The sequence below is a fragment of the Streptomyces sp. SD15 genome (assembly GCF_054462255.1).
Map to the genome: position 1 here is coordinate 1 of NZ_JBTLMO010000040.1, position 24,860 is coordinate 24,860.

A 24,860-nucleotide genomic window follows, 5' to 3' on the forward strand; every position below is an offset into this window, starting at 1 on the left:
CCGCGGCGGGCGCACATCTGCGGCGTTGTCGTCGGTTGCCGACTCCCCCAAGTTCTCGGCTTCGCTCGAACAGGGGGGACCCCCATCGCGTCGCCGCCCTCCTCCGCCTTGCAGCTGCACGCACCACACCCCGCTCACCGGCATCGGACAGGCACCGCTGCTTTCCTCCACCGTGATCGACCGGACAGGTCCTAGTCCCCCGTCCTCATCAGGGGCGGCTCAGCACAGGCTTGTCCGCCCCCTCACTCGGCCGACGGCCGCATCCGGAAGTCGTACCGCTCCGGCAACGGCTCGTCGGTCAGCCGAGCCCACAACTCACCGATCCCCTCTGCCCCCTCCCGGAGATCGGCCACCTCGAACCCCGCGTCGAAGACGGCCCGCGCGCCTTCCCGGTCCCCCTCCGCAAGGAGCAACTCCGCCTCGATCAGGCGGAATCGACCGTGTGAACGCGTAGCGGGCCGCAACCGCTCCCAGACCCCCCGCGCATCCGCCGTACGCCGCACCGCGAGCAGCGCACCGACGGCCTCCCGGCCGAGCGCGGCCGTAGCCGCGGTCCAGGCCTCACCGTCATCACGCCGCTCCTGACACAGATCGTCGAAGGCCTCGGCGTATCGATCGGCGGCCCGTTCCCGGTTGCCGGCCTGCTGATCCGCGACGGCCAGACAGCGCAGCAACGGCCAGAGCGACGGGGCGAGTTCCAGCGCGCGCTCCCAGCTGCGCACCGCCTGCGCCAGATCACCGGCGTGCCACTGGGCCACGCCGAGGTGGTACTCGGTGAGCGGCTGCGCAGGCGCCGTCTCCAGCATGTCCCGCCAGTGCGGGGCGACCAGGGTCTCACCAGGCGGCGCGGCACGCCGCGGCTCGGGAAAGGCACCGGACATCAGCAACTCCGCCCACGGCGCCTGCGCCTCACCGAGCGTGGACTCGTCGAACGGCGTACCCGGCACCTTGTAGGAGCCGCGCAGCACTTCGAGCGCACCCCAGCCGGAACCGACGGCCAGCACCTCGCCGGGTTCGGCGTCGGCGTGCGGCAGCCAGGCCTCGTACGCGGCGTCGACGTCACCGCGAGGCAGGACGGCGCGCAGCCGGTCCTCCACCTCGGCCCGGGCCGCGCCCCAGTCCGCCCCGTTCACCGCCGACGCGCTCGCCGCCAGCGGCCCGTACGCCTCCAGCCACGACACCTCGCTCTCCGCGTCGAGCCGCACATGCTCCAGTTGGGTGCGGGCGAGCCCGGCCTGGATCTCGCAGTAGCCGTCGGTGCCGGGCTCGGTGAGCCACTCCTGCCAACGCCGTCCTCCCGCACCGGCGCCCCAGACGAACAGCTTGCGACCGCGCAGCGCGTCGGTGGACGTCTGGACGAGCCCGTCGCCCGCGTCGTCGAGCGCGGCGATCCAGCGGCGCTGCCCGTCGGGCACCTCGTAGAAGTAGTCGGCGGGGAAGGTGCTGCTCAGCGGGTACGTTCGGTCGGCGCCGTCGTACTCGGGCACCGGTACGAGCCGCAGCCGACGCGCGTAGCCGAAGTACCAGGCCTCCTCCGCCGGAGCCAGCACCCGGCGCTCCTCGGGGACCGCGATGTTGGACCACCAGTACACGGGCGCGGGCTTCTCGTGGGGATTGCGGACACGGGCGCCGACGTACAGGAAGTCGGAGCCGTCCGGCAGCCACAGGTCGACCTGGAAGGGCAGGTCGCGCAGGCGTTCCCACTCCCACAGGCGCAGCATCTCGCCACCGTCGGGGGCGGGGACGCGGGCGGCGTGGACGGGCGAGCAGGACAGGGTCGTGTGCCCGGTCGCGCCGATGTTCCACTCGATGCCGCCGGAGAACCAGGCTCCGTTGAGAGCGAAGGAGGCAGGCTGCAACACCGGGTTGCGGTAGAGGAGTTCACGTGCGGACGGCTTGTGGAACAGTGAGACGACACGGCCCCCGAAGCCGGGGAGCACGATGGCCCGCAGGCGGTCGTTCTCGATCACGATCGTGTCGAGTCCGCGCGGTGTCCGCTGTCTGTCGTACCCGTCGCGGATGCGCTCCGGCAGGACGCTGTGCAGCGGCTCGTAGCCGATCTGCCGGGCCATGTCCCGCGGCAGGCCGTCCCGTTCCCGGTCGTCGATGCGGTGCGTCTCGTCGAGCGTGCGCAGCGGTGGCAACGGGTTGTTCGGGCCCAACTCCGCTACCGGCAGCGTCAGTACGTCACGTCGGATGGTCGTCACGACGACCATGGAACAGCGTCATCGAGAAGCTGGCCAGGGCCTGAGACCGTCAGGATCCGGTCAGGACTCCGCAAAGGGATACGTGCCGTCGGGACGGTCAGCGGGAGCGGGTCATCTCCGCGGTGATCGCCCACCGCTCGTGGTCCCGCCAGGCCCCGTCCATGTAGATGAAGTCCGGGGAGAACCCCTCCCGCCGGAAACCGCACCGTCGGGCGAGCGCGATGGAGGCGGCGTTCCCCGGCTGGACATTGATTTCGAGCCGGTGCAGACCCATCGTCCCGAAGGCGTACTGGACGACCAGCCCGAGCCCTTCGCCCATGAGCCCCTGCCCCGCGGCGTGCGCGAAGGCGCCGTACCCCAGCGCCCCGCACAGGAAGCCGCCCTCGACGATGTTGTTGATGTTGATGAAGCCCGCGATGGCTCCACCATCCCGTTCGCAGACCAGGAACCCGGCCTTCGTCGGGTCCTCGATGAGCCTGCGCGCGTACACGGCATAGGCATCCGGGCTGCCGGGCGGGAAGAGCCAGGGCTGGTGCAGCGCCTTGCTCTCCCGGGCCCGGGCGGTGAACTCGGCACCGTCCTCGTACGTGAAGCGCCGAATGCCCACGCGGGGGCCCACGGCGAGATACTCGGAGGCGTTCTCAGGCATCCCGACACAGTACGCGAACAGGCGTGGCCCGCTCGTGGCCATTACGCGAGCGCCGGCTCATCCAGGGTCAACGTCCCCGCGTCCGCGTCGAGTTCGGCCTCGACTCCGAACGGAATGGTGAGTGCCCCCTCACAGTGCCCGAACCCGAAGTTCTCGACGACGGGTACTCCGAGCCCGACCAGGCGGTCGGCGAACACCGTGCGGAGCTTCTCGTACGGGCCGCAGTCCACCCACGAACCGAGCGCGATCCCGGCGACCGCGTCGAGCCATCCGGCGCGCAGCAGCTGGGTGAGGATCCGGTCCAGCCGGTAGGCCTCCTCGCCGATGTCCTCGATCAGGAGCAACCCGCCGCGGGCGGAGGTACGCGCGTGCGGGGTGCCGAGGTCGGCGGCCAGCAGGCTCACACAGCCGCCGAGGGTGACTCCCCGCGCCCGGCCCGGGACCAGAGGGGTGCCCGACCCCGACGCGAGGACGCGGACCGTCTCCGGCTCGAAGAGCGTCGCCCGTAGCTGCTCCTGCGCCCGCGCGTTCTTGAGGAAGTCGAGGGCAGCCACCATCGGACCGTGCAGGGTCACCAGACCCGCCCGGTTCGCGAACGCCTCGTGCAGCGCCGTGATGTCGCTGAAGCCGAGGAACACCTTGGGCCCCGCGGCGCGTATGGCGTCCCAGTCGAGGAGGTCGACCATGCGCTGGGCGCCGTATCCGCCGCGGGCGCAGAGCACGGCGGCCACGTCCGGGTCGCACCACGCGGCCTGGAAGTCGGCGGCCCGGTCGGCGTCGGTGCCCGCGAGGTAGTTGAACTCGGGGTGCCGGTCCAGGACATGGGGGGCCACGACGGGCTCGAGGTCCCAGCCGCGCAGAATGTCGAGGCCCGCCTCCAGCCGCTCCTCGGGTACGGGACCGCTGGGCGCGACGACTGCGACGCGTGCCCCGGGGGCGAGACGGGCGGGACGGGTCAAGGGCTTCACTGAGCGGACTCCACAGGTGGTACGACGGGCTTCACAGGAGCGGACTCCACAGGTGGTACGACGGGCTTCACAGCGGCGGACTCCACAGTCGGCGAGGCGGGCTTCACTTGAGCAGCTCCAGGTTCGGAACACCGGGCGGGTTCACTCCGAAGACCTGTGCGTACAGCGCGAGTTCGGACTCCAGGACCCGCACCATCGTGTCGGCCCGCCGGAACCCATGCCCCTCGCCCTCGAAGGCGATGTAGGCATGCGGCACCCGCCGGCCGGCCGACCCCGCCAGCCTGGCCAGGAACCGTTCGCACTGCACCGGCGGACAGATGACGTCGTCGAGGCCCTGGAGCAGCAGAAAGGGCGCGGTGATGCGGTCGGCGTGCTCGGCGGGCGACCGCTCCGCGTACCGGCCCGGCACCTCGGCGAGCGGCCCGATGAGCGTCTCCAGGTACTGCGACTCGAAGTCGTGGGTCTCCCCCGAGCCCCAGCCGGCGAGGTCGAGGATCGGATAGAGGATGGTGCCGCAGGCGTAGACATCGGTGGCCGTCAGGGAAGCCGCCGCCGTCCAGCCGCCCGCGCTGCCCCCGCGAACGGCGAGCCGCCGCCGGTCGGCGGTGCCCTCCTTGGCCAGGGCGAGCGCGACGGCCGCGCAGTCCTCGACATCGACGACGCCCCACTGCTCGCGCAGCCGGTTGCGGTACTCCCGCCCGTACCCCGCCGACCCTCCGTAGTCGACCTCGGCGACGCCGATGCCGCGCGAGGTGAAGTAGGCGATCTCCAGGTCGAGGACGAGGGGCGCCCGTCCGGTGGGTCCGCCGTGCGCCCGGACGACGTACGGCGGCAGCTCGTCGCCGGGGGCGACATGGCCGGGGTGGTGCGGAGGGTAGATGTGCGCGTGGATCTCGCGTCCGGCGGGGCCGGTGAAGGTGCGGATCTGCGGTTCCGGGTAGTACGCGGGGTCGACCGGGTCGTCGTGGGCGGCGCCGATCACCCGGGCGTGCCCGGTGCGGGTGTCCAGTTCGACGACCTCGTACGCGCTGCGGGGGCTGGCCGCGACGCCGACGACCCGGCTGCCGTGGACGGCGAGCGTCGGGGCGAACTCGGTCCAGGGGCCGGCCGCGTCGACGACTTCGCCGGTCTCCGGGTCCAGTATCCCGAGCGCCGTGGCACCCCGCCCGTGCACGACGGCGACGAGCCCGTTCTCCAGCGGAGCGAACCAGCGCTGCCCGATCTTCCACAGCGGCCCGCCGAACTCCTCCTCGCGCGGACACAGGGCGCTCTCCTCGCCGAGCCGGTACAGATTCCACCAGCCGGTGCGGTCACTGGCGTACAGCAGGGTGCCGTCGGCGGCCCAGTCCGCCTGGGCGATCGACTCCTCGGGGCCACCCGCGACGGGCCGCGCCGCGTGCAGTGTGCCGTACTCGGTCACGTCCGCCAGGATCAGTTCCGTACCGTCCCACGGCATCCGCGGATGATCCCAGGCGAGCCAGGCCGCTTGGGAACCGTCCGGTGAAAGCCGGGGGCCGGTGACGAACCGGTGGCGTCCGTCGGTGAGTTCACGTACGGCGTCCTCGTCCTGCGCCGCCGAGCCGTCGAGCGGCACCGCCGCGACGACCCGTCGTACCTCGGTGGGTCCCTGCCCGGTGAACTCCTCGAGTACGCACCACACTTCACCCAGCTCGGGACGCAACTGCGGGTCCACCCAGCGCAGTCCGCCGCCCACGGGTGAGACCGGCGTCAACGGGCGTGGCTCGCCGCCGACTTCGTACCCGTACAGCCGCTGGTCGGCGAAGTTGACGAACACCACGAACGGCCCCTCGGGGCGCATCTGCCCGGCCCAGGCCCGGCCGCCGTACTCGATGACCCGGCTGCGGACGTTCCACGGCGCGGGCAGCACCGACTCCTCCGTGCCGTCGGTCCTGCGCCTGACCAGCGTGCGCCGGCCGCCCTCCGTCGGGCGGGGTTCGGTCCACCAGGCCTCCTCGCCGACGAAGCCCACGAATTCGGGGAACCCGTCGTGCGCGGCGGCAAGTGCCGCGTCGATGGGCGAGGGCCACGATCCGTACGCCACAGTCCGCATCCGGTCCCCCTAGGCCGTGCGCAGAAAGCGGTCGAGGACGCGGACACCGAAGTGCAGCGCCTCGACGGGTACGCGTTCGTCGACGCCGTGGAAGAGGGCCTGATAGTCGAAGCCCTCGGGCAGTTTCAGCGGCGCGAAGCCGTAGCCGGTGATGCCGAGGCGCGAGAACTGTTTGGCGTCCGTGCCGCCCGACATGCAGTACGGCACCACATGCCCCTCGGGGGCGAACTCCTCGACGGCTGCCCGCATGCGGGCGTACGTCACCGAGTCCAGCGGCGCCTGGAGGGCCACCTCGCGATGGTGGAACTCCCACTCCACGTCCGGTCCGGTGAGTTGATCGAGAGTATCGCGGAACTCGTCCTCGCCGCCCGGAAGACAGCGGCCGTCCACGTACGCCACGGCCTCCCCCGGGATCACGTTGACCTTGTAACCGGCGTTCAGCATGGTCGGGTTGGCGCTGTTGCGCACGGTCGCCTCGACGAGGGCGGCAGCGGGGCCGAGCTTCTCCAGGAGGCCGTCCACGTCGTCGAGGTCACTGTCGATGCCGTACAGGGCGGCGAGTTCGGTGAGGGCCGCGCGCACGGTCGGGGTGAGCCTGAGCGGCCACTCGTACGCCCCGATCCGCGCGATCGCGCCGGCGAGACGGACCACCGCGTTGGCGTGGTTCACCTTGGAGCCGTGCCCCGCCCGCCCGCGTGCGGTGAGCTTGAGCCAGCCCGTGCCGCGCTCCCCCGCCGCGATCGGGTACAGCTCCCGGCCGCCGCCGTCGTGGAAGGTGAACGCCCCGGACTCGCTGACGCCCTCGGTGCAGCCCTCGAAGAGCTCCGGATGATGGTCGGCGAGGAAGCCGGAGCCGTCCTCCGCACTCGCCTCCTCGTCCGCGGTGAAGGCGATCACGAGGTCGCGCCGGGGCCGTACGCCCGCGCGCGCCCAGGCGCGGACGACCGCGAGAATCATCGCGTCCATGTTCTTCATGTCGACCGCGCCACGCCCCCAGACGACCCCGTCGCGGATCTCCCCGGAGAACGGGTGCACACTCCAGTCCTCGGCCTGCGCGGGCACCACGTCGAGGTGACCGTGGACGAGCAGCGCATCGGCGGACGGGTCGGTGCCTTCGATGCGGGCGACGACGTTCGTACGGCCCCGGGTGCGCTCCAGCAGCATGGGGTCGAGCCCCGCCTCGGCGAGCCGCGCGGCGGCGTACTCGGCGGCCGGGCGCTCCTGGCAGTCCCCGCCGCCCCGGTTGGTGGTGTCGATGCGGATGAGCTCGGACGTGAATCTGACGACCTCGTCCAGTGCCTGCTGGTCAGCCATACTGCTCCTCCACCGCGGCCGAGACGATCGTGGTGACCGCCTTGAAGGTACGGATCCCCTCGTACATGGTGTCGCTGGTGTACGCCACTTTCCGCTCCCCGACACGCCGCACGCCCGGCACGACGGTGGCCGCCATCGACAGGTGCTCGGCATCGAACTCCAGTGCCACGGTGAACGGCCCGCCCTCGACCGGTGCGTGGCGCACCGCCAGGGGCGTCGCCTCCTTGGCTGCGGCGCGGATGTCGGCGGCGGTCCTCGCGGGCGTACGGCACACCGCCGCGTACCGCGACACATGGTCCTTCACGGCGACCTTCAGTGCCTCCGGCGCGTACCCGAGCGCGTCCTCACAGGCCAGGTCGTCGCCGGTGACCAGGATCACCGGTACCCCGTACTCGGCGACCACATGCGCGTTCAGCAGGCCCTCGCTCGCCCGTACGTCGTTCACCCACACGCCGGTGATGGAGTTGGCGAGGTAGGTGTGCGCGAGGACGCCCTCCATGCCGGCGCCCGTGTGATAGCCGACGAACGCGATCCCGTCCACATCGCCGTGCTGCACGCCTTCCACCAGGGACAGCGACTTGTGCCGCCCGGTCAGCATCTCCGCCCTGTCGTCCAACTGTTCGAGCAGCAGATTCCGCATGGACCAGTGCGCGTCGTTGATCAGTACATCGTCGGCGCCACCGTCGAAGAAGCCGAGCACGGCAGCGTTGACGTCCGAGGTGAACATCGAACGGCAACGCTCCCACTGCGGCGTACCCGGCAGCACGTCGGCCGGCCAGGTCACACCCGTGGCGCCCTCCATGTCAGCACTGATGAGGATCTTCATACTGCCCCACGCTACTCGGCACTCAATGCCCAGGCCAGGAGGCATGTGCCCGACAGAGGTACACACCAGTGCCTACGCCTCGGGGGAGATCGACGGCGACGACGAGGTGGCGGTCGGACAGGCCCCGGACGGAGAGTGGGACCCACTGACCTGGCCGGTCAACCTCCGGCACGTCCTTCAGCTGGCCCGGTCGGCCGCGGTGCTCGCCGGCGAGCGGGCCGCCCATCTACTGACGGCGCTGCGCGCGGTCTATCGCCGATCACCCCGACCACTTGTGCCGGGTCCGCTACAGCTACTTCACCCACAGGACCATGCAGCGTTTGAGGACATCACGCCCCATGGCCAGTTCCTTGTTGTCCCGCTTGAGCTGGGCGTTCTCCCGCCGCAAACGCTCCAGCTCATCACTGGCACCGGCCGATGCGGGCCGCCCAGCTCGAACGCCTCAAGCGGGAGAACACCGAACTCAAGAAACGCGTCGCCGCCCACGACCAGAAGCTGGCGGAGGCGGCCGAGTTCAAGACGCTGGCGATCTCCTGGCTGACTGCCCAGTACGACTGGGCCTCCGCCCCTATCAGCAGACGACGCTGCCTCTCGTCGAGGTGCGGCAAGATCGCCCCGAACTTGGCTGCCAACACGGCCCGTTGCGCTTCCAACCCGCTCGTTTCAGAATGAAGTGCTTGGCCAGACGACGGTGCACTGCGAAGGTGCGATCTCGACTCGGCGGTTGACAGCGGGGGGCAAGCCGTGACGCAGTGGCAGCTCTTGCAGGGGGATGAGGGCACCGCCCCCTCGGGCATCAGCATGGTGACTGCGCCTGCGGCGGAGACTAGAGCCATCCGCCGGCGATGAACTGGACCGGGTCTTCTGCGGGGTTCTCGCGCATGCCGTACACGGCCTGGGCTGTCGCCCACAGGACCGTGCGTCCCAACCGGTCGGGGTAGCGTTCGACCATCGCGTTGAAGTAGTCGACGGCGGTCTTCTGGGCGTCGAACAGCTCTTCGGCGACGTCGAGGTACTCGCGCGTCTCGGCGATGGTGCGTGCGGCTGCGTCGTCGAGGTCGGAGTTCTGGTGGCCGGCCACGATGGAGCGGGCGCCCAGCGACGCGACCCGGTCGATCGCTTGCCGCCAGGCGTCGAGGCCCGCGAGCGAGGTCTCGCTGAGGTAGAGGTGGGCGCCGTTGTAGATAACGTCGCCGGCGACGACCAGTCCGAGGTCGGGGACGTGCAGGACGCTGGAGGCGTCGGTGTCGGTGTACCCGGCCTCCACGATGACGAGGTCTTTGCCTTCGAGGGTGAACCGGTTGTCCGGCACTGTCACCGCGGTCACCGGGGACGCCGGAATGCCGGGGTAGACCTTGTCCCAGACGAACGGCCGCGCGGCGACGTTGGCGTGCATCTGGCCGATCGTTCCCTCGGTCGCCACGACACGTGCGCCGAACCTCTCCGCCAGCACGTTGGTGTTGAACCCGTGGTCGCCGTGGCCGTGGGTGATGAAGATGTCCGTCAGGTTCCGGTTCTTGCCGGCGACCCAGTCGCCCAGCGCGCGCCTGGTCGGTCGTGAAGCCGGGGTCGACGAGCACGGCGTCCTCGGCGCCGTAGATCAGGGTGCTGGCCAGCGGCGGGAACAGCCTCGCTTCTCCGTTCGGAAGCGCGCCGTTGTCCTGCTGCGGCGGGTCGTTGATGAACACGTCGTAGGCGAGTTCGGTCGAGCTCATGTGCTGCAGCAGGACCAGCGGGCGTCGGCCCCTGGGCCCGAGACGCCGGTATGCGTAGCTGATTCCGTTCGTTCCTGCGACCGTCGAGGTCTGGACCTCCAGGTACTTCACGCTGTCCTCCATTGCCGGTCCAATCTGTGCGATGAGTGGCAGGGCGGGAGGCGGCGGTGACAGGCCTTCGGGCTACGTACGCTGCCCGTTGCGGCGCAGGTATCTTTCTCAGTCACCCGAAATGCGCCGAGGGGGCACGCCTCGATTGGTCCGGAAGCAGGATGGATCAGCAACGGGGTGCTCCTCCCTCACCTATAGAGGTGAGGGAGGACAGGCTGGCGGACGGATCCGGGGTTGCGCTGTTCACGGCCCGCGCCACGGAGGATCGTCCCGGCTGCGGTGTTGAATCCTGGCGTGCCACCGCCGGTGAGTGGACCGTCCCATGATGGGACGGTCGAGACCCAGTCCTATGTTCAGGTCAGGGTCCGTAGCGGAGAGCCTGTGGCCCAGGCTGCGATGTCTTCGACTGCGTCCTGGTAGAACACCTCGTACAGGTCCCGGCTGACGTATCCGATGTGCGGGGTCACCACTGCGTTGTGAAGGGAGCGCAGAGGATGGTCGGCAGGCAGCGGTTCGCGATCGAAGACGTCCAGTGCCGCGCCCGCGATCCTCTTCTCGTTCAGCGCGTCCAGGAGGGCGGCTTCGTCGATCACGGGCCCGCGTGATGTGTTGACCAGGATCGCGGTGGGCTTCATCAGGCGCAGTTCACGTTCGCCGACGAGCCCGCGGGTGCGCTGGCTGAGCGCGACGTGGATGCTCAGCACGTCTGAGCGGGCGAACAACTCGTCGCGTGGAACGTAGGTCACGCCCTTGGTCTGAGCGTCTTCCGGCCGGAGATTCTGGCTCCAGGCGATGGTCTGCATGCCGAAGGCTTTGCCGATCTCTGCCACACGGGTGCCCAGCCGTCCCAGGCCCAGGACTCCCAAAGTGGCGTTGTGCAGGCTCGTTCCCAGGCCCACCTGCCAGCCGCCGCGACGTACCGACTCGACGTTCTGGGGGATCAGGCGGGCTGCTGAGAGGATCAGTCCCCATGTCAGTTCGGCCGTGGGGTGGGGGAAGTACCTCGTGCCGCTGACGGTGATGTTCAGTCGCCGGGCGGCATCGACATCGATCGCGGCGTTGCCGGGGCCCGTGGTGACGAGGAGGGCGAGTTTGGGCAGCCGGCCCAGTGTCGAACTCGGAAACGGCGTCCGCTCGCGCATCGCCACGATGACGTCGTGGTCGGCCAGCGCCGCGATGACTTCCGCCTCGTCGCTGAACGGCTCGTTGAAGACGTCTACTTGAGCGTGCAGGGAATCCCAGTCCGCCAGGCTCAGGGCGACGTTCTGATAGTCGTCGAGTACTGCGACCTTCATGTTCGGTCACCGGCTCTCATGATCGGCACGCTTTCATGGATACCAGGCGGAATCGTGCTGGCGGCCCGTTTGCGCCGTGGGCCCGCCAGTTTCCTCCCAGCGGCTTCCGTCTCAACCGCGGGGCAGGCCACTGGCAGGTTCACCTTTCCAGTTGCGGGTAGTCGGTGTAGCCGGAGGCGTCCGGGCCGTAGAAGAAGTCCGGCTTCGGTTCGTTGAGGGGCGCGCGGTTGGCGAACCGGGCGGGCAGGTCCGGGTTGGCGATGAACGCCTGTCCGTAGGCGACCAGGTCCACCAGGTCGTCGGCCAGAATCGCGTTTCCCCGGTGCTGGTCGAATCCGACGTTCGCGATGACAGTGCCCTGGTAGACCTTGCGGAAGTGCCGGAACATCTCGTCGCCGGCCAGGGCCTCCAGCGGTCCCCCGGCGGGGTCGGCCATCATCCCCATGAGCAGCAAGTGCGACAGGTCGTAGTCGTTGAGCTGCCCGAGAACGTACTCGTTGTCGGCCAGGGCCTCGCTTCCGGAGACGAATGCCCCCGTCTCCGCCCAGGCCGGTCCGGCCTTCACACCGACACGGCGCAGGTCGAGGTGCTCACCGATGGCCTCGATGATCTCGAAGAGGAAGCGGGCCCGGTTCTCGATCGAGCCGCCGTAGCGGTCCGTGCGCGCATTGGTGCGAGGGTTCAGGAACTGGCTGATCAGATAGTTGAATCCCGCCTGGAGCTGGACCCCGTCGAACCCGGCACGCACGGCGTTGCGGGCAGCCGTCGCGAAGTCGGCGACCGTCTGCCGGATGCCGTCCTCCGACATCGCCAAGGGCTCCACGGTGGGCTTACGGCCCGTCGATGTCGGCGCCAGCAGCCCCGGGTTGACCGCCGAGGGCGCGAGAGGCGGCCGGCCGTCGAAGAAGTCGGGGTGCGAGGCGGACCCGGTGTGCCAGAGCTGGGCGAAGATGACGCCTCCCTCGCGATGAACCGCGTCCGTCACCTGCTTCCAGTGAGCGACCTGCTCGTCGGTGAACAGCCCCGGAACGTCGTGCCAGCCGATCGCGTCACGGCTGATCCACACGCCCTCCGAGATGATCAGGCCGGCCGATGCGCGTTGAGCGTAGTACTGGGCGTGAAGGCCGCCGGGCAGCAGGTCGCGGTTGCGTGCGCGGGCCCGCGTCAACGGGGCCATGACCATGCGGTTCGCCAGCGGGAGGTCCCGCATCTGGTACGGCTGGAGCAGAGGCTGCGTCGAACTCGTCATGTGAGTCTCCTGAAGAAGGGCGAAGCCCAGCAGGCCCAGGGAAGGGTGCCGGGTCACTTCCGGGCGGCATGAGCCGCCCCTGACGCACAGATCCACTAATGCACAAATGTGCGCCTTAGGGTGAGCTTAGCAGTCATCCGCCTTAACGCAAACTTCCGTGCATCAAGCGGGGGCGAAGGGAGGGAGCGGGAGCTCAGCCGCTCCGGCCTCAGAGTCCATCGACGTACGCCTGCGCGTCGATCTCGGACTGGGTCCAGGGCAGGAAAATGACGCGGTAGATGATCGGGGCCACCACCCGGTCGATGACATCGTCACCACTGAAGGCGCCGCCGGACCGGGCAGCGAAGGCGGCCGCCTCCGCCCGCCGGTCGCGCAGGCAGTCCGACTCGCTCTCACCCGCCGCGGCGGCCCCGCCACGAAGGATGGCGGCGTTCACCGAGACGCTGTAGTGACTGATCAGCTCCCGCGCCCATGCGGCCAGGTCGATCCGGACGTCCCCGGTGTCGGGAAGGCCGCGCTCAGGGTCCAGCCGGTAGGTCGCCAAGTCGTTGATCATGCTCCTGGCGTCGCCTCATCGCCGGTAGATGCTGGAGTGATTCACTCCGGCGCGCTCCGCGACCATCGGGACGGTGATGGCGTCGCCGCCCCGTTCGGCGACCAGTTCCTCAACAGCTTTCCTGATGGACGCGAGCACGGTGGCACTGCGGCCGCCGGTGCGGCGCCGTGGGGTCGATTCTGCAGTCATAAACACCACAGTAATGCACAGGGTTTGGCAATAACCGTCTCCTGGGCCTAGGCTGCCCGTAACGCACAGATCCTGGCCTTAGGGGGCTTCGAGGTGTTCCGCGTCATCGAATCAACGCTGGGAACTGCAGTTCGCGTCCAACCATCTCGGCCACTTCGCGCTCGCCGTCGGCCTGCACGACGCGCTCGCGGCGGCCGGCAACGCGCGGATCGTGTCGCTGAGCTCCCGAGGCCACCACGCCTCGCCCGTGGAGTTCGACGACATCAACTTCACCTCCCGCGCCTACGACCCGTGGCTCGCCTACGGGCAGTCCAAGACCGCCAACGTTCTCTTCGCGGTCGGAGCGACGAACCGCTGGGCCACCGACGGGATCACCGCCAACGCCGTCCACCCCGGCGTGATCATGTCCACGAACCTGTCGCGTTACATGGATCCGGACCAGGCCGCACAGCTGCGCGCCGCCGAGGCGGCCGGGGAACTGGGCTCGATCCAGGGCGCGCCGTTCCGGTTCAAGACGATCGCCCAGGGCGCCGCGACGAGCGTGCTGGTCGCGACCTCTCCCCAGCTGGAGGGCATCGGCGGTCGCTACTTCGAGGACAACAACGAGGCGGAGAAGCTGACGCCCGCGGCCGTGGGATCCTCCCCCGGCGGCGTAGCCCCGTACGCGCTCGACCCGGACGCCGCCGAGCGCCTGTGGGAACTGTCGCTCGCCACAGTGCGCGCGTGACCACGGTCGTCAGACACCACACCACATCTCTGATTCGGCAGCCGCAGCCGTCGTGCTCATCAGCCGGGTGCGAAGAGCGCGACGGCTGAGGACCGGGGGGCCGCGGACTCCGGAGTCCGGCTGTAGAAACCGCGTCGGCTGCGCCGCGGAGGCGGGCGTGTCCATGTCCCCGCCCGGAGTCGCACGTCTCGGGAAGGAAAACCGTATGAGTGCTCTGCTCGATCTTGTTCTCGACGCCCACGGCGGCCTCCAACGATGGCAGGACGCACGGACCATCCACGCCGAAGGTTCCATCGGTGGGCTCCTGTGGAGCCTTCGGGGTCAGGAGGGAATCCTCGCCACGACCGACGCGACCATCGACGTACAGCAGCAGCGTCTGGTGTTCGACGGCTTCACCGGCCCCGGACTGCGAGGTCTGTTCACGCCCGATCGCGTGGCGATCGAACGGCAGGACGGCGAGATCGTCGCCGAGCGAAATGCTCCGCGCGATGCCTTCGCCGGCCATGGACCAGACACCCCGTGGGACCAGCTCCACGCGCTGTACTTCGCGGCCTACGCCCTGTGGAACTACCTCACTGCCCCCTACCTGCTGACACGTCCCGGTGTCGTGGTGGAGGAGCTGGAGCCCTGGCGGGAGGCCGACGAAGACTGGCGACGGCTGCGAGCCAGATTTCCCGAGGCCCTGGCCACGCATTCCACGGAACAGGTCTTCTACTACAACGCGGCCGGCCTGCTGCGCCGCCATGACTACGCGCCCGACGTGCTCGGCGGCACACCAGCCGCGCACTTCTGCGAACACCATGTGCGCGCATCGGGATTGGTCTTCCCGACTCACAGGTTCGTCGTGCCCGTTCAGGAAGACGGGCACGCTGCGTCCGAACCGATCCTCATCACCATCGATCTGACCGACATCTCCGTCACCTGACGACAGGCCGCCGGCATCCCGCGAGGAAGCACGAGGTCGCAAAGAGCCCCAGGCCAGCTGAGGAGCAGCGGCGGCGCTGGTGCGCGTCATGCGCGGTATCGCGGGGCGTCCGGGCTGTCACGCAGCCGCCTCACCCTGCTGAGCCGCGTCGGTCGCTCGTGGGCGCTGGTTCCGTGCCGCGCAGCGTGTTGGCCAGCTGGACGCGGGATTGGACGTCGAGCTTGGCGAACACGGCACGCAGGTGGGTGCCGACGGTGTTGACGGATACCCCGAGTTCGGCGGCGGAGCGGTTGGAGTGCCCGTCGGCGATCAGCAGTGCCACGCGCCGCTCGGCCTCCGTCAGGGCGGTCCAACCGGTGTCCGGGCGAGTGCGGGCCACTGCCCACTTCACCCGGCGGGCGCCGGCCTGGCGCATGATGCGCTCGACTTCTGCGCGGTAGACACGGGCGTCCATGCGGTGGTAGTCGTCCCAGGCCCGATCGAGCTGCTCCAGAGCCGCAGCAGGCGACGAAGTCGGCGTGTTCCTGCCACTGCTCGCACCACGGGGCGGCGGTGGTGACCTCCGCCCGTAGACCCGGACGATCCACTGACCGTGTGACGGACCGTGCGCCGCTTCGTGTTCGGCGCCTCCAGGTGTTCCAGCAGGCCGTGGTGGCGCCCCGTGCCGTCGACGCGGACAAGGATCTTCGACTGGGAAGAGTGCGGTATCTGATCCAGCGCGGAGGCAAGGACGCGGACGTGGTCGCCCGCGGGCGCCGACCCGCCGTGCCGGGCGTTCGCCTCGGCCAGGATGGGGACGACGCCGTGAGCGTGCCAGTCGTGCACCACAGCGAGGGGCACCTGGCCACCGAGGCGTTCCAGTTCGCCATGTAGGCGCACAGCCCAGCCATTCACGGCGGCGGCAACCTGGCCGTCGTACAGCACGGCGATCAACTGTCGGAGCCAGGACGGCAGGTCGGGGCTGGTCGCCGAGTCGTTGTCGGGGCGGGAGCCGGCCATGCCGACGTCCAGTTACGCAAGGAACTGGTCGAACGGCACAGCGGCGGCTGGGGGACTGCTCATACGTTTCTCCTGTCTCGGCCACATCGGGCACCTCACCGTAACGGGCGACCGCCGACGACGGAGGGAGGGGATATCTCCCTGCGCAGCGTCACATGTGTGCGGGTCATGCTGTTTCAGCCGTTGTTACGAGGGCGGGTCTTCTGCCGCCTGTGTGGCTGCCGTGTCGAGGTCCAGCCATGCTTCCTCGGTCAGATCGGTGGCGGCCCAGCGGGCAGCGGACACGACCTCCTCAGGGGTGCGGAAACCTGCGACCACGCAGGCCACGCAGGGGTCGCGCAGCGGAAACCGCAGGGCGGCGTGGGGGAGTTCGGTGCCGTGTCGACCGGACACCCCGGCAAGGAGCCGAGCACGACGCAGTGCCGATTCCGAGGCGGGGCCGTAGTCGAAGGTGGCGTCACTCGCGGGGTGAGGACGGCTGAGCAGACCGGAGTTGAACGGGGCGGCGGCCACCACCGCGACCCCACGTTCGGCGCACGCGTCCAGCAAGGGGCGAGCGGTGCGATCGAGAAGGGTCCACCGCCCGGCCACCATCACGGCGTCGACCTCCGCCTCTGCGACGATGCGCAGCAGCGGGGCGACCGCGTTCGTGCCGACACCGACGGCACCGATGACACCTTGGTCGCGCAGAGCCATCAACGTGGGCAGGGCATGGTCGAGGGCAGCGTCCAGGTGATCGTCGGGATCATGGACGTAGACGATGTCCACATGGTCCAGTCGCAGGCGATTCAGGCTGCCTTCCAGACTTCGCAGTACACCGTCCCGTGAGTAGTCGGAGCGGCGGACCAGCGTGTCGGGTACGGCGAAGCCTCCTGCCGTCAGGTCGGATCCGGTGGGTGCCGGGTGGGGTTCCAGCAGTCGGCCGACCTTGGTAGAGATGGTGAACTCCGTCCGTGGACGGTGAGCGAGGGCATCGCCGAGCCGCCGTTCGGACAGTCCGAGGCCGTAGTGCGGGGCGGTGTCGTAGTAGCGCACTCCCACGTCCCAGGCGACCTCGAGGGTGGCCTGTGCCTGGCAGTCGTCGATCGGGCTGTAGAGATTGCCGATAGGGGCGGCACCGAATCCCAGCGTGCTGACACGGACGCTCGTACGAACGAGTGTGCGGGCCTTCATGAGGGGATTCCATACCAGCGCGCGGCCGTTGTCCCGAAGACCGCTTCCCGTTCGTCGGCGCTGAGCTCCTCGGTGAGTGATTCGGCGACGGCCACAACCTCGTCGTACTCGGCGGCGAGCAGGCAGACCGGCCAGTCCGAACCGTACATGAGGCGGTCCGGTCCCATCGTCGCGAACAGTACGTCCGCGTAGGGGCGCAGAGCCGCGGCGGGGGCTCGGCCGGTCCGGGTGACCAGGCCGGACAGCTTCACCGTCACATTCGGGCACTCGGCCAGATCGGTCAGCAGCGCGGTCCAGGAGACGAGGCCGTCCGGACTCACGACAGGATTGCCGGCGTGATCCAGCACGAACCGGACGTCGGGCAACTCGCGCGCGGCCCGCACCGCGGAGGGCAATTGGTCGGGGCGGACGAGAAGGTCGTAGACGAGGCCCGCCGCCGCGACCGAGGTGATGCCGCGGCGGACCTCGGGGCGCGCCGGCCACTGCGGGTCGGTCTCGTCCTGGATGCCGTGCCGGATACCGACGAGCGCGGATCCTCCGGGTTGCTCCCGCAGTTCCGCGAGGCGGTCGGCGATGCCGGGTTCGGTCAGGTCGGTCCAGCCCACGACCGCCCGCACATGCGGGTCCGTACACGTCAGAGCCAGCAGTTCCGGTGTCTCCTCCGGCACGGCGATGGTCTGTACGACGACGGTGGCGTCGATCGCGTTCCGCTCGAGCGCCGGCCTCAGTTCAGCGGCGGTGAAGGTCCGGCGCAGCGCAGGCACGTCGCTGGTCCACGGCTGATCGCGAACTGACAGATCCCACAGGTGGTGATGAGCATCGATACGCACGGTTCGGTCCTTGAGCGTCGAGAAGGACTGGCGAGGGAACGGCGCACGCACCCGCTGCGAGGAGCGCGGCGTGGGAGCGCCCTCCTCGCAGCGGCCGGCGCGTGAGGTGCGGCCCGCGGACGGCTCCGGCGTACGTGAGCTCTCAGTCAAGGTGGAAGATCTCCTCCGCGGGGGCCCACCACTGTTCCTCGGCCGCGGTGTCCAGGGGCCGCTGGCACGGGTCCGTCAGCGCCCACCACTCGCGCGAGATCGGGTCGGCGGCGATCGCCGCGGTGTCAGCGGCGTAGTTGGTGCCCGTGTACTCGAGGTAGCTGAACAGCAGGCCGTCCCGCAGGAAAATGGAGTAGTTACCGATGTTGGCACGCCTGAGGGCTGCCAGGACGTCCGGCCACACGGCGGAGTGGAGTGCGCGGTACTCCGCCTCCTTCTCCGGACGCAGCCGAATCACGGTAGCGAAGCGCTGTACTTTCATCAGCCCTCCTTCCGCAGCCGCAGCCCGTCCATACCGCCGTCCACGGCCAGGGCGGTGCCCGTGGTGGATGCGGCGCCGGGCGAAGCCAGATAGGCGACCGCTGCGGCGACCTCGTCAGCACTGACCAGACGGCCGTGCGGCTGCCGGGCGGCCAGCGCCGCGTGCTCCGCCGCCGGGTCATCCGCCCGGTCGAGGAGCCGGTTGACCCACGGTGTGTCGGCGGTGCCGGGACTGACGGCGTTGACCCGGATTCTCTCGGGCAGCAGGTCGGCGGCCATCGCCCGGGTCAGGGAGAGCACCGCGCCCTTGCTGGCCGAGTACAGCGCCCGCTGCGGCAGGCCGGCTGCCGCAGCGATCGAGCTGATGTTGACGATCGCCGCGTGGGCCGATGCGCGCAGTGACGGCAGTGCGGCCCGGGTGACACGCACAAGCCCGAGGACGTTGATGTCCAGAACCCGGTGCCACTCGTCGTCGGTGTTGTCCTCGATACCGCCCTGCGCACCGATCCCGGCATTGTTGACCAGGACGTCCAGCCCACCGAGGGCTGAGACGGCTTGCTCCACGGCTGTCACGACCGAGGGATCGTCGCCGATGTCGGCCCGGACGTGGACGGCGAAGCCCTCAGGCTGCGCTTCGGACCGATCGAGCACGGCGACGCGCGCTCCCTGCGCGGCGAGCAGCCGGGCGCTGGCCAGGCCGATGCCCGAGGCACCGCCGGTGACCAGGGCACTGAGTCCGTCGAACGTACCCATGTCAGGCCTGCCCGGATGTCTGGCGCTGGTGGCCGCCGCCGATTCCCACTTCCACGATGTCTCCTTCGTGCAGGTAGCGTTCACCGGTCAGCCAAGTACCGGATCAGTCGTGCACCCCGAACATCCGGTCAGAGGTGCCCTTGTCCCACTGGGCGTCGCGTGCAGGGGCCGCCCGGCATCGCGTACCGCATGAGGAAGGATCTGCTTCATCTGGCAGGCAGGACCTTAAGGATGGGATCCATTCCGCGCAACACCCTGACGGGCATGCGCAGTTTCTTCGGTTCTGACGCGGGCTTCGCAGGGCTTCGCAGGGCTTCTGCCTGAGATCTGTCTGATCTCTTCCCAACGCGCAGCGGCAGTGCCATATTGGCCGCCACCAATGAATCAGATTAATCCGTGGTGCAAGAGGGGGTTCGTCTTGGGCGACTCAACACAGGTTCCTGGCAAGGCAGATGATGCGACGTCACGTCCCTACCGTCCGGGGTATGAACTGGTTGCGGAACAACTGCTGAACTACATCGCCCAGGAGAACCTGCGGCCCGGCGACCGCCTCCCCACCGAACAGGGCCTGGCCCAGATCCTGGGAGCATCCCGCAACGTCACCCGGGAGGCCGTGAAGGTCTTGGCCGCCATCGGCCGGCTCAATGTGCGGCGAGGCGCCGGTATCTTCGTCGCCGCCTCGGTCGGCGGGCTACTGGACGACGAACTCTCGCACTTCCGGCCCACCAGCATGGAAGACGTCCGCATGCTCCTGGACTACCGCAAGGTGATCGAGTCGGAGACAGCACGCCGTGCCGCCTCCCTCGCCACCCCGATCGAGGTCCGGGCCATACGGGAGAGCGCGGAGAGCTCCCTGGCAGCGGCCACGATGAACGACGTGGACACCTTCGCCAAGGCTGATGCGGCCTTCCACGACTCGGTGGGCGCCGCCTCGCACAACGTGTTCCTGAGGTCGAGTGTCGCCGGTGTGAGGCGCTTGGCATCCCAGTCCGACGTGCTGCTCTTCCACGGTGACGTGCCCGGATCGCTGGAAGTCGCCGCACGTCAGCATGTGGCCATAGCGGAGGCGGTCGCCGCGGGGGCGGCCGATCTCGCCGAGCGGCTGATGGTGGAACACATCGCCACCACGCAGAGCCAGTTCGAGAAGAAGATTCGCGACCGGCTGTTCAGTCCCGGCGCTCACGCGGCCGCTGAGGGACTTCCGGGGCCTTCGAGGAGCGGCAGCACCGGGGCTCCACAGCCGTCCGCGGAGGCAGCAGCCTCGTAAACCGGCCGACCCCGCATGTGCCGCAGCACAGCGGCCGAGCCGCCCAACGCCCTAGGAGTTCCGGTGGACGACCGGGACTCCCAGGTATCACCCCCCTCAGACGATTGGATACGTGTGTCTCATCCGTCTGCGCGCAGGCGCGTCTTCGCGCCGCTGCGAAGAAGTTTCACGGCCGCCGTCTCGGTGGCCGCAGTGGCAGCCCTGCTGACTGCCGTGCCGGCCCAGGCGGCTCCCCCGTCGCCGGACCTCTATGTCTATGTCTCTCCAACCGGCCGGGACGTGGGCTCAGGTAGCGCCGCACACCCTTTCAGGACGCTCGAGCACGCGCGGGACCACGTGCGCGACGTCAGGCAGAACGCCAAAGGCGACATCCATATCCAGCTCATGTCCGGTACCTACCGGCTCAGCCATACGTTCGCCCTGACCGCCCGGGACTCCGGCCGCGACGGACACAAGATCGTCTACGAGGCCGCTCCCGGCGCACACCCGGTGATCAGCGGAGGCGAGCGGATCACCGGCTGGGTTCCGGCCGACGGAGCAGGACGGGTCTACAAAGCCAAGGTCGGCGACATCGACACCCGCCAGCTCTATGTGGACGGCGAATTGGAGACCCGGGCGCGCAGCACCAAGAACCCCTCCGGCTTCAGCAAGACGTCCACCGGCTACACCTTCACCGACCCCGGCCTCAACACCTACAAGCGTCCCTCGGACCTGGAGGTCGTCAGCTCCTGGGGCTGGAAGCTGATGCGCTGCCCCGTGCAGTCGATCGCCGACAACAAGATGACGATGCAGCAGCCCTGCTGGAACAACGCCCATCTCCAGCAGGGCCAGGAGATCCAGAACCCGACCTGGCTGGAGAACGCCCGCGAACTGCTGGACACGCCCGGTGAGTGGTACCTGGACAAGGGCGAGGGCGAGATCTACTACATGCCCAAAGCCGACCAGAACCTGTCCACCGCGACCGTCACCGTGCCGCTCGTGCAGGACCTGGTGGACATCAACGGCACCAGGACCGCACCGGTCAGCAACGTGTCCTTCCGAGGCATCACCTTCTCCTACTCCACCTGGCTCGCGCCCAGCTCCTCCGAGGGCCTCATCGAGGGCCAGGCCGGCTTCCGGATGGTCGGCAACGACCCCGACTTCGACGCGACCCGCCTGAAGTGGCAGAAGACGCCCGGCGCCGTCAATGTCAGCTACGGCCACGACATCGGCTTCGAGGGCAACACCTTCACCCATCTCGGTGCGGTCGGGCTCAACCTGAACACCGGTACCCAGGGCTCCGACATCACGGGCAACGTCTTCCGCCAGATCGCCGCCACCGGCATCCAGATCGGCGGGGTCGCGGTGATCGACGCTCACCCCGACGACTCCCGGGACATCACCAAGGACACCAGGGTCGACAACAACGTGGTCACCAAGGTCGCCGACCAGTACAACGGCTCCATCGGCATCCTGGCCGGCTACACCGACCACACCGTGATCACCCACAACAAGGTCTACGACCTGCCCTACACCGGCATCTCCGTCGGCTGGGGCTGGGGCCTCACCGACAAGGGCGGCAACAGCAACTACCCGGGGAATCTGGGCGTACCGGTCTGGGACACCCCCACGACCAGCCGCGACACCAAGGTCACGAACAACGAGATCTACGACATCATGAAGTCGCAGGCCGACGGCGGTGCCATCTACACACTCAGCACCAACCCCGGCGGCGTGGTGTCCGGCAACTACATCCACGGCATACCGTCGCCCGCCTACGGCGCGATCTACCACGACGAAGGCAGCCGGTACTGGACGAACACCGGCAACGCCCTGTGCGACGTCGCATACCAGTGGCTGTTCCTCAACCACGGCATGGACATCGATGCCACAGGCAACTTCACCACCCAGCCTGCCTACTCCGCCCAGGCCAACAGCACGGGCAGCAACATCAGCGGCAACACCACCGTGGGTTCCTGCGACCAACTGCCGGCTTCCGTGGTCAACAACGCAGGCCTCCAGCCGAGTTACCGCCACCTCGACCCGGGCCCCGACGTCTTGGACCACCAGGCGCCCAGCAGGCCCGGCACTCCGACCGCAGTTACCGATTTCCCGACGGTGGCAGACCTCACCTGGGCTGCATCCACCGACGACACCGCGGTCACCGGCTACTCCGTCTACCGCGACGGCAAGCTGATCAGCGCCACCGGCAAGACCTCGGTGCGCCTTCCGGGCCTGACCGCCGGGAAGACGTACGCCTTCCAGATCACCGCCCGTGACGCCGCCGGCAACGAGTCCGAGCCCAGCCAGGCGCTGAAGGTCACCATGCCTTCCGGCTCCGACCTCGCACTGAAGAAGCCGGTCACCGCCTCTTCGCACTCAGAGGACAACACCCCCCAAAAGGCGGTGGACGGAGACCTGTCCACGCGCTGGGCTCAGGGCCTGGGCCTGCCCGATCCGTCCTGGATCCAGGTCGATCTCGGTGCGTCGTACGACGTGAAGGGCGCGATCACGACCTTCGAGAAGGCCAGCGGGTACAAGTACCGCATCGAGGTGTCACCCGACGAGGTCCACTGGAAGACACTTGTGGACCACACCGCCGCGAACACCACGGCGGCGACCGACTACGCCCACACGGACGATCCGGTCGCGGGCCGTTTCGTGCGACTGACCGTCACCGGATCCAGCTGGAACGGCGGCAGCATCTATGACTTCCAGGTCTACGGCACTCCCAGGACCGTCACGGACCATACGGCCCCTACGGCACCCGGACAGCCCACGGTCAAGCCGCTGCTGCCCAGCCTGGTGGATGTCAGCTGGTCCGCGGCCACCGATGACACCGGCGTGACCAGCTACGTCGTCTACCAGGACGGCAAGCGGATCGGTGTCACCGACGCCACGACACTGCGGGTTTCCGGCCTGACCGCCGACACGGAGTACTCCTTCACCGTCGTGGCACGCGACGAGGCGCTGAACGCCTCCGACCCCGGCAAAGCGGCTGTCGTCACCACGCCGGCCGACCACGACCTGGCCCTGAACAAGCCGGTCACCGCCTCGTCGTCGTACTCCAACGACTACGCGCCTGAGAAAGCGGTGGACGGGGATCTCTCCACCCGCTGGGCGCAGGGCGCGGGCCTGCCCGACCCGTCCTGGATCCAGGTCGACCTGGGCAAGGACACCGGTGTCTCCAGCGTGGTGACCACCTTCGAGAAGTCAAGCGGCTACAAGTACCGCCTGGAGTACTCCACCGACGGCACGACCTGGTCCGTGTTCAAGGACCACACCTCCGACCCCACCTCGTCGTCGGCCGTCTACTCCTTCGCCGACAAGCCCGTCACGGCACGCTTCCTGCGCCTGACCGTCACCGATTCCAGCGGGAACGGCGGCAGCATCTACGGGCTCCAGGCCTACGGCGGCTTCTGAGCACTCTCCTTCCGAGCACGCTGCTTCCGAGCCGACACCTTTCCTACAGAAAACGAAAGCCAGGATGAAGATCACCCATGTCGAAGTACACCGGATCGATGTTCCGGCAGCCAGTCCGCCCTTCCGCTGGCGCGACGGGCTGAGCGGAAGCGCTCCGGTGGGCGACGGCGCGGTCCTGCACATCGGGACGGACGAGGGAGCCGAGGGAGTGGCGGTATTCGCTCGTCCTGGTGCCTACTCCACCCTGCAGGACCTGGTGGACCGGGTCTTTCGTGCGGAGCTGGTCGGAGCCGACCCGTTCCAGCGGGAATGGTTGTGGCACCGGGTGTGGGAGCTGGACCGTATCCACGAACTCCCGCTTCCCACCCTGGGCCTCATCGACATCGCCTTGTGGGACCTGGCCGGCCGCTACCACGGCCAGCCGGTCTGGCGCCTGCTCGGCGGCTTCCGGGAAGCCATCCCCGCCTACGCCTCCACCTCGACGTTCTCCAGCATCGCGGAGTTCCTCGACGTGGCGGACCAGTGCCTGGCCCTGGGGTATCGCGGTATCAAACTGCACGCCTGGGGCGACGCCCGCCGTGACGCGGAACTGTGCCTGGCCCTGCGCGAGCACGTCGGTCCGAGCGTCCCTCTCATGTACGACGGGTCGGCGGGCTTCGACCTGCCCGACGCGATCCGGCTGGGGCGGGCGCTCTCCGAGGCCGACTACCTCTGGTACGAGGAGCCGATCCGCGAGTTCAGCATCTCGGCCTATCAGAGGCTCGCCGAGACCGTGGACGTACCGCTTCTGGTGGCCGAGACCTCCGACGGTGCGCACATGAACGCGGCGGACTTCATCCGGGCCGGTGCCGCCACCTTCGGTGTCCGGGCCGGCACCACCCTCCGGGGCGGTATCACCGGCGCCATGCGCACCGCGCATCTCGCCGACGCCTACCGTCTGCGGGCCGAGGTGCACGGTTCGGACATTCCCAACCACCACCTGTGCATGGCCATCTCCAACACCACCTACTACGAGTCCCTGGTGACCTCGGTGAACGTTGTCCGTGAGCGCCACGTGGACGACCAGGGCCTGGTGCACGCCCCCGCGGGGCCTGGCATAGCCCTTCCCCTCGATTTCGGCTACGGCAACGAGCTCCTGCCGTTCGTCGAGCAGCCGCGCTGAC

22 protein-coding genes and 2 pseudogenes are annotated in these 24,860 nt (G+C 69.0%); 8 read left to right on the plus strand and 16 right to left on the minus strand.

Going from position 1 to position 24,860, the window contains the following annotated elements:
* Nucleotides 1–242: 242 nt before the first annotated feature.
* The 6 genes from ACX28W_RS31540 to ACX28W_RS31565 all read right to left on the minus strand — a co-directional run bounded on the left by ACX28W_RS31540 (nucleotide 243) and on the right by ACX28W_RS31565 (nucleotide 8,035).
* On the minus strand, nucleotides 243–2,216 hold the full coding sequence (locus ACX28W_RS31540) for a DUF5107 domain-containing protein (protein ID WP_459003260.1): 1,974 nt from the start codon (nucleotides 2,214–2,216) through the stop codon (nucleotides 243–245).
* Between the two features lie 88 nt (nucleotides 2,217–2,304).
* On the minus strand, nucleotides 2,305–2,856 hold the full coding sequence (locus ACX28W_RS31545) for a GNAT family N-acetyltransferase (RefSeq protein ID WP_459003261.1): 552 nt from the start codon (nucleotides 2,854–2,856) through the stop codon (nucleotides 2,305–2,307).
* Between the two features lie 41 nt (nucleotides 2,857–2,897).
* Nucleotides 2,898–3,824: a S66 peptidase family protein gene (locus ACX28W_RS31550; protein ID WP_459003263.1), complete on the minus strand. Its 927-nt coding sequence runs from the start codon at nucleotides 3,822–3,824 to the stop codon at nucleotides 2,898–2,900.
* Nucleotides 3,825–3,927: 103 nt separating this feature from the next.
* The gene (locus tag ACX28W_RS31555; protein WP_459003265.1) at nucleotides 3,928–5,895 is read right to left on the minus strand and encodes a prolyl oligopeptidase family serine peptidase; all 1,968 of its coding nucleotides are present in this window, start codon (nucleotides 5,893–5,895) and stop codon (nucleotides 3,928–3,930) included.
* Between the two features lie 9 nt (nucleotides 5,896–5,904).
* Nucleotides 5,905–7,209 carry a M20/M25/M40 family metallo-hydrolase gene (locus ACX28W_RS31560; protein WP_459003267.1) on the minus strand — a complete coding sequence of 435 codons (1,305 nt, stop codon included), beginning with the start codon at nucleotides 7,207–7,209 and terminating at the stop codon, nucleotides 5,905–5,907.
* On the minus strand, nucleotides 7,202–8,035 hold the full coding sequence (locus tag ACX28W_RS31565; protein ID WP_459003268.1) for a M55 family metallopeptidase: 834 nt from the start codon (nucleotides 8,033–8,035) through the stop codon (nucleotides 7,202–7,204). Before ACX28W_RS31565 ends, ACX28W_RS31560 begins: the two co-directional genes overlap by 8 nt.
* A gap of 43 nt (nucleotides 8,036–8,078) precedes the next feature.
* On the opposite strand from ACX28W_RS31565, the pseudogene ACX28W_RS31570 reads away from it, so the two are divergent.
* Nucleotides 8,079–8,276 (plus strand): annotated as a pseudogene (locus ACX28W_RS31570) (TfuA-like protein); the annotation flags it as partial.
* Nucleotides 8,277–8,452: 176 nt separating this feature from the next.
* Nucleotides 8,453–8,707 (plus strand): hypothetical protein, encoded by a 255-nt coding sequence (locus ACX28W_RS31575; RefSeq protein WP_459003354.1) that lies wholly within the window; start codon nucleotides 8,453–8,455, stop codon nucleotides 8,705–8,707.
* Nucleotides 8,708–8,861: 154 nt separating this feature from the next.
* Here ACX28W_RS31575 and ACX28W_RS31580 read toward each other — a convergent pair whose 3' ends face one another.
* From ACX28W_RS31580 to ACX28W_RS31600, 5 genes are all read right to left on the minus strand, one after another.
* Entirely contained in the window at nucleotides 8,862–9,575 is a 714-nt protein-coding gene (locus tag ACX28W_RS31580) for an MBL fold metallo-hydrolase (RefSeq protein WP_459003346.1), read from the minus strand.
* A gap of 639 nt (nucleotides 9,576–10,214) precedes the next feature.
* A complete protein-coding gene (locus tag ACX28W_RS31585) occupies nucleotides 10,215–11,156 on the minus strand; it encodes a D-2-hydroxyacid dehydrogenase family protein (RefSeq protein ID WP_459003270.1) in 942 nt (313 codons plus the stop codon).
* Nucleotides 11,157–11,295: 139 nt separating this feature from the next.
* Nucleotides 11,296–12,405 carry an alkene reductase gene (locus ACX28W_RS31590; protein WP_459003271.1) on the minus strand — a complete coding sequence of 370 codons (1,110 nt, stop codon included), beginning with the start codon at nucleotides 12,403–12,405 and terminating at the stop codon, nucleotides 11,296–11,298.
* A gap of 208 nt (nucleotides 12,406–12,613) precedes the next feature.
* Nucleotides 12,614–12,961: a TetR/AcrR family transcriptional regulator gene (locus tag ACX28W_RS31595; protein ID WP_459003273.1), complete on the minus strand. Its 348-nt coding sequence runs from the start codon at nucleotides 12,959–12,961 to the stop codon at nucleotides 12,614–12,616.
* A gap of 15 nt (nucleotides 12,962–12,976) precedes the next feature.
* Nucleotides 12,977–13,150, minus strand: coding sequence for a TetR family transcriptional regulator (locus ACX28W_RS31600; protein WP_459003275.1), 174 nt, complete (start codon nucleotides 13,148–13,150; stop codon nucleotides 12,977–12,979).
* 112 nt (nucleotides 13,151–13,262) lie between these two features.
* Between ACX28W_RS31600 and ACX28W_RS31605 the strand changes: the two are divergent.
* Together ACX28W_RS31605 and ACX28W_RS31610 are read left to right on the plus strand one after the other, a co-directional pair.
* Nucleotides 13,263–13,877 (plus strand): annotated as a pseudogene (locus ACX28W_RS31605) (SDR family NAD(P)-dependent oxidoreductase); the annotation flags it as partial.
* A 205-nt stretch (nucleotides 13,878–14,082) separates the two neighbouring features.
* On the plus strand, nucleotides 14,083–14,802 hold the full coding sequence (locus tag ACX28W_RS31610; RefSeq protein ID WP_459003277.1) for a hypothetical protein: 720 nt from the start codon (nucleotides 14,083–14,085) through the stop codon (nucleotides 14,800–14,802).
* A 130-nt stretch (nucleotides 14,803–14,932) separates the two neighbouring features.
* Here the strand turns inward: ACX28W_RS31610 and ACX28W_RS31615 are convergent, their stop codons facing one another.
* Nucleotides 14,933–15,256: a response regulator transcription factor gene (locus ACX28W_RS31615; RefSeq protein WP_459003278.1), complete on the minus strand. Its 324-nt coding sequence runs from the start codon at nucleotides 15,254–15,256 to the stop codon at nucleotides 14,933–14,935.
* 140 nt (nucleotides 15,257–15,396) lie between these two features.
* Between ACX28W_RS31615 and ACX28W_RS31620 the strand changes: the two genes are divergently transcribed.
* Nucleotides 15,397–15,675 (plus strand): hypothetical protein, encoded by a 279-nt coding sequence (locus tag ACX28W_RS31620; RefSeq protein WP_459003280.1) that lies wholly within the window; start codon nucleotides 15,397–15,399, stop codon nucleotides 15,673–15,675.
* A gap of 312 nt (nucleotides 15,676–15,987) precedes the next feature.
* On the opposite strand, the gene ACX28W_RS31625 is transcribed toward ACX28W_RS31620, so the two are convergent.
* The 4 genes from ACX28W_RS31625 to ACX28W_RS31640 all read right to left on the minus strand — a co-directional run bounded on the left by ACX28W_RS31625 (nucleotide 15,988) and on the right by ACX28W_RS31640 (nucleotide 19,028).
* Nucleotides 15,988–16,974 carry an aldo/keto reductase gene (locus tag ACX28W_RS31625; protein ID WP_459003281.1) on the minus strand — a complete coding sequence of 329 codons (987 nt, stop codon included), beginning with the start codon at nucleotides 16,972–16,974 and terminating at the stop codon, nucleotides 15,988–15,990.
* Entirely contained in the window at nucleotides 16,971–17,804 is an 834-nt protein-coding gene (locus tag ACX28W_RS31630; protein WP_459003348.1) for an amidohydrolase family protein, read from the minus strand. The genes ACX28W_RS31625 and ACX28W_RS31630 overlap by 4 nt, the downstream gene beginning before the upstream one ends.
* Before the next feature lie 142 nt (nucleotides 17,805–17,946).
* Complete coding sequence (locus ACX28W_RS31635; RefSeq protein WP_459003283.1) at nucleotides 17,947–18,276, minus strand: L-rhamnose mutarotase; 330 nt, start codon at nucleotides 18,274–18,276, stop codon at nucleotides 17,947–17,949.
* Nucleotides 18,276–19,028, minus strand: coding sequence for an SDR family NAD(P)-dependent oxidoreductase (locus tag ACX28W_RS31640; protein WP_459003284.1), 753 nt, complete (start codon nucleotides 19,026–19,028; stop codon nucleotides 18,276–18,278). The genes ACX28W_RS31635 and ACX28W_RS31640 overlap by 1 nt, the downstream gene beginning before the upstream one ends.
* Nucleotides 19,029–19,446: 418 nt before the next feature.
* Here ACX28W_RS31640 and ACX28W_RS31645 point away from each other — a divergent pair, with 418 nt between their 5' ends.
* The 3 genes from ACX28W_RS31645 to ACX28W_RS31655 all read left to right on the plus strand — a co-directional run bounded on the left by ACX28W_RS31645 (nucleotide 19,447) and on the right by ACX28W_RS31655 (nucleotide 24,859).
* A complete protein-coding gene (locus ACX28W_RS31645; RefSeq protein ID WP_459003286.1) occupies nucleotides 19,447–20,295 on the plus strand; it encodes a FadR/GntR family transcriptional regulator in 849 nt (282 codons plus the stop codon).
* A 15-nt stretch (nucleotides 20,296–20,310) separates the two neighbouring features.
* A complete protein-coding gene (locus ACX28W_RS31650) occupies nucleotides 20,311–23,697 on the plus strand; it encodes a discoidin domain-containing protein (RefSeq protein ID WP_459003288.1) in 3,387 nt (1,128 codons plus the stop codon).
* 64 nt (nucleotides 23,698–23,761) lie between these two features.
* Nucleotides 23,762–24,859 (plus strand): enolase C-terminal domain-like protein, encoded by a 1,098-nt coding sequence (locus tag ACX28W_RS31655; RefSeq protein ID WP_459003290.1) that lies wholly within the window; start codon nucleotides 23,762–23,764, stop codon nucleotides 24,857–24,859.
* Nucleotide 24,860 lies beyond the last annotated feature (1 nt).

Excerpts from the sequence above, each read along its gene's own strand:
- ACX28W_RS31600 (WP_459003275.1), bottom strand. The coding sequence starts at position 13,150 with ATGACTGCAGAATCGACCCCACGGCGCCGCACCGGCGGCCGCAGTGCC.
- ACX28W_RS31575 (WP_459003354.1), top strand. The coding sequence starts at position 8,453 with ATGCGGGCCGCCCAGCTCGAACGCCTCAAGCGGGAGAACACCGAACTC.
- ACX28W_RS31615 (WP_459003278.1), bottom strand. The coding sequence starts at position 15,256 with ATGGACGCCCGTGTCTACCGCGCAGAAGTCGAGCGCATCATGCGCCAG.
- ACX28W_RS31565 (WP_459003268.1), bottom strand. The coding sequence starts at position 8,035 with ATGAAGATCCTCATCAGTGCTGACATGGAGGGCGCCACGGGTGTGACC.
- ACX28W_RS31640 (WP_459003284.1), bottom strand. The coding sequence starts at position 19,028 with ATGGGTACGTTCGACGGACTCAGTGCCCTGGTCACCGGCGGTGCCTCG.
- ACX28W_RS31610 (WP_459003277.1), top strand. The coding sequence starts at position 14,083 with ATGAGTGCTCTGCTCGATCTTGTTCTCGACGCCCACGGCGGCCTCCAA.
- ACX28W_RS31625 (WP_459003281.1), bottom strand. The coding sequence starts at position 16,974 with ATGAAGGCCCGCACACTCGTTCGTACGAGCGTCCGTGTCAGCACGCTG.
- ACX28W_RS31540 (WP_459003260.1), bottom strand. The coding sequence starts at position 2,216 with ATGGTCGTCGTGACGACCATCCGACGTGACGTACTGACGCTGCCGGTA.
- ACX28W_RS31585 (WP_459003270.1), bottom strand. The coding sequence starts at position 11,156 with ATGAAGGTCGCAGTACTCGACGACTATCAGAACGTCGCCCTGAGCCTG.
- ACX28W_RS31555 (WP_459003265.1), bottom strand. The coding sequence starts at position 5,895 with ATGCGGACTGTGGCGTACGGATCGTGGCCCTCGCCCATCGACGCGGCA.
- ACX28W_RS31635 (WP_459003283.1), bottom strand. The coding sequence starts at position 18,276 with ATGAAAGTACAGCGCTTCGCTACCGTGATTCGGCTGCGTCCGGAGAAG.
- ACX28W_RS31545 (WP_459003261.1), bottom strand. The coding sequence starts at position 2,856 with ATGCCTGAGAACGCCTCCGAGTATCTCGCCGTGGGCCCCCGCGTGGGC.
- ACX28W_RS31590 (WP_459003271.1), bottom strand. The coding sequence starts at position 12,405 with ATGACGAGTTCGACGCAGCCTCTGCTCCAGCCGTACCAGATGCGGGAC.
- ACX28W_RS31595 (WP_459003273.1), bottom strand. The coding sequence starts at position 12,961 with ATGATCAACGACTTGGCGACCTACCGGCTGGACCCTGAGCGCGGCCTT.
- ACX28W_RS31650 (WP_459003288.1), top strand. The coding sequence starts at position 20,311 with ATGTGCCGCAGCACAGCGGCCGAGCCGCCCAACGCCCTAGGAGTTCCG.
- ACX28W_RS31560 (WP_459003267.1), bottom strand. The coding sequence starts at position 7,209 with ATGGCTGACCAGCAGGCACTGGACGAGGTCGTCAGATTCACGTCCGAG.
- ACX28W_RS31655 (WP_459003290.1), top strand. The coding sequence starts at position 23,762 with ATGAAGATCACCCATGTCGAAGTACACCGGATCGATGTTCCGGCAGCC.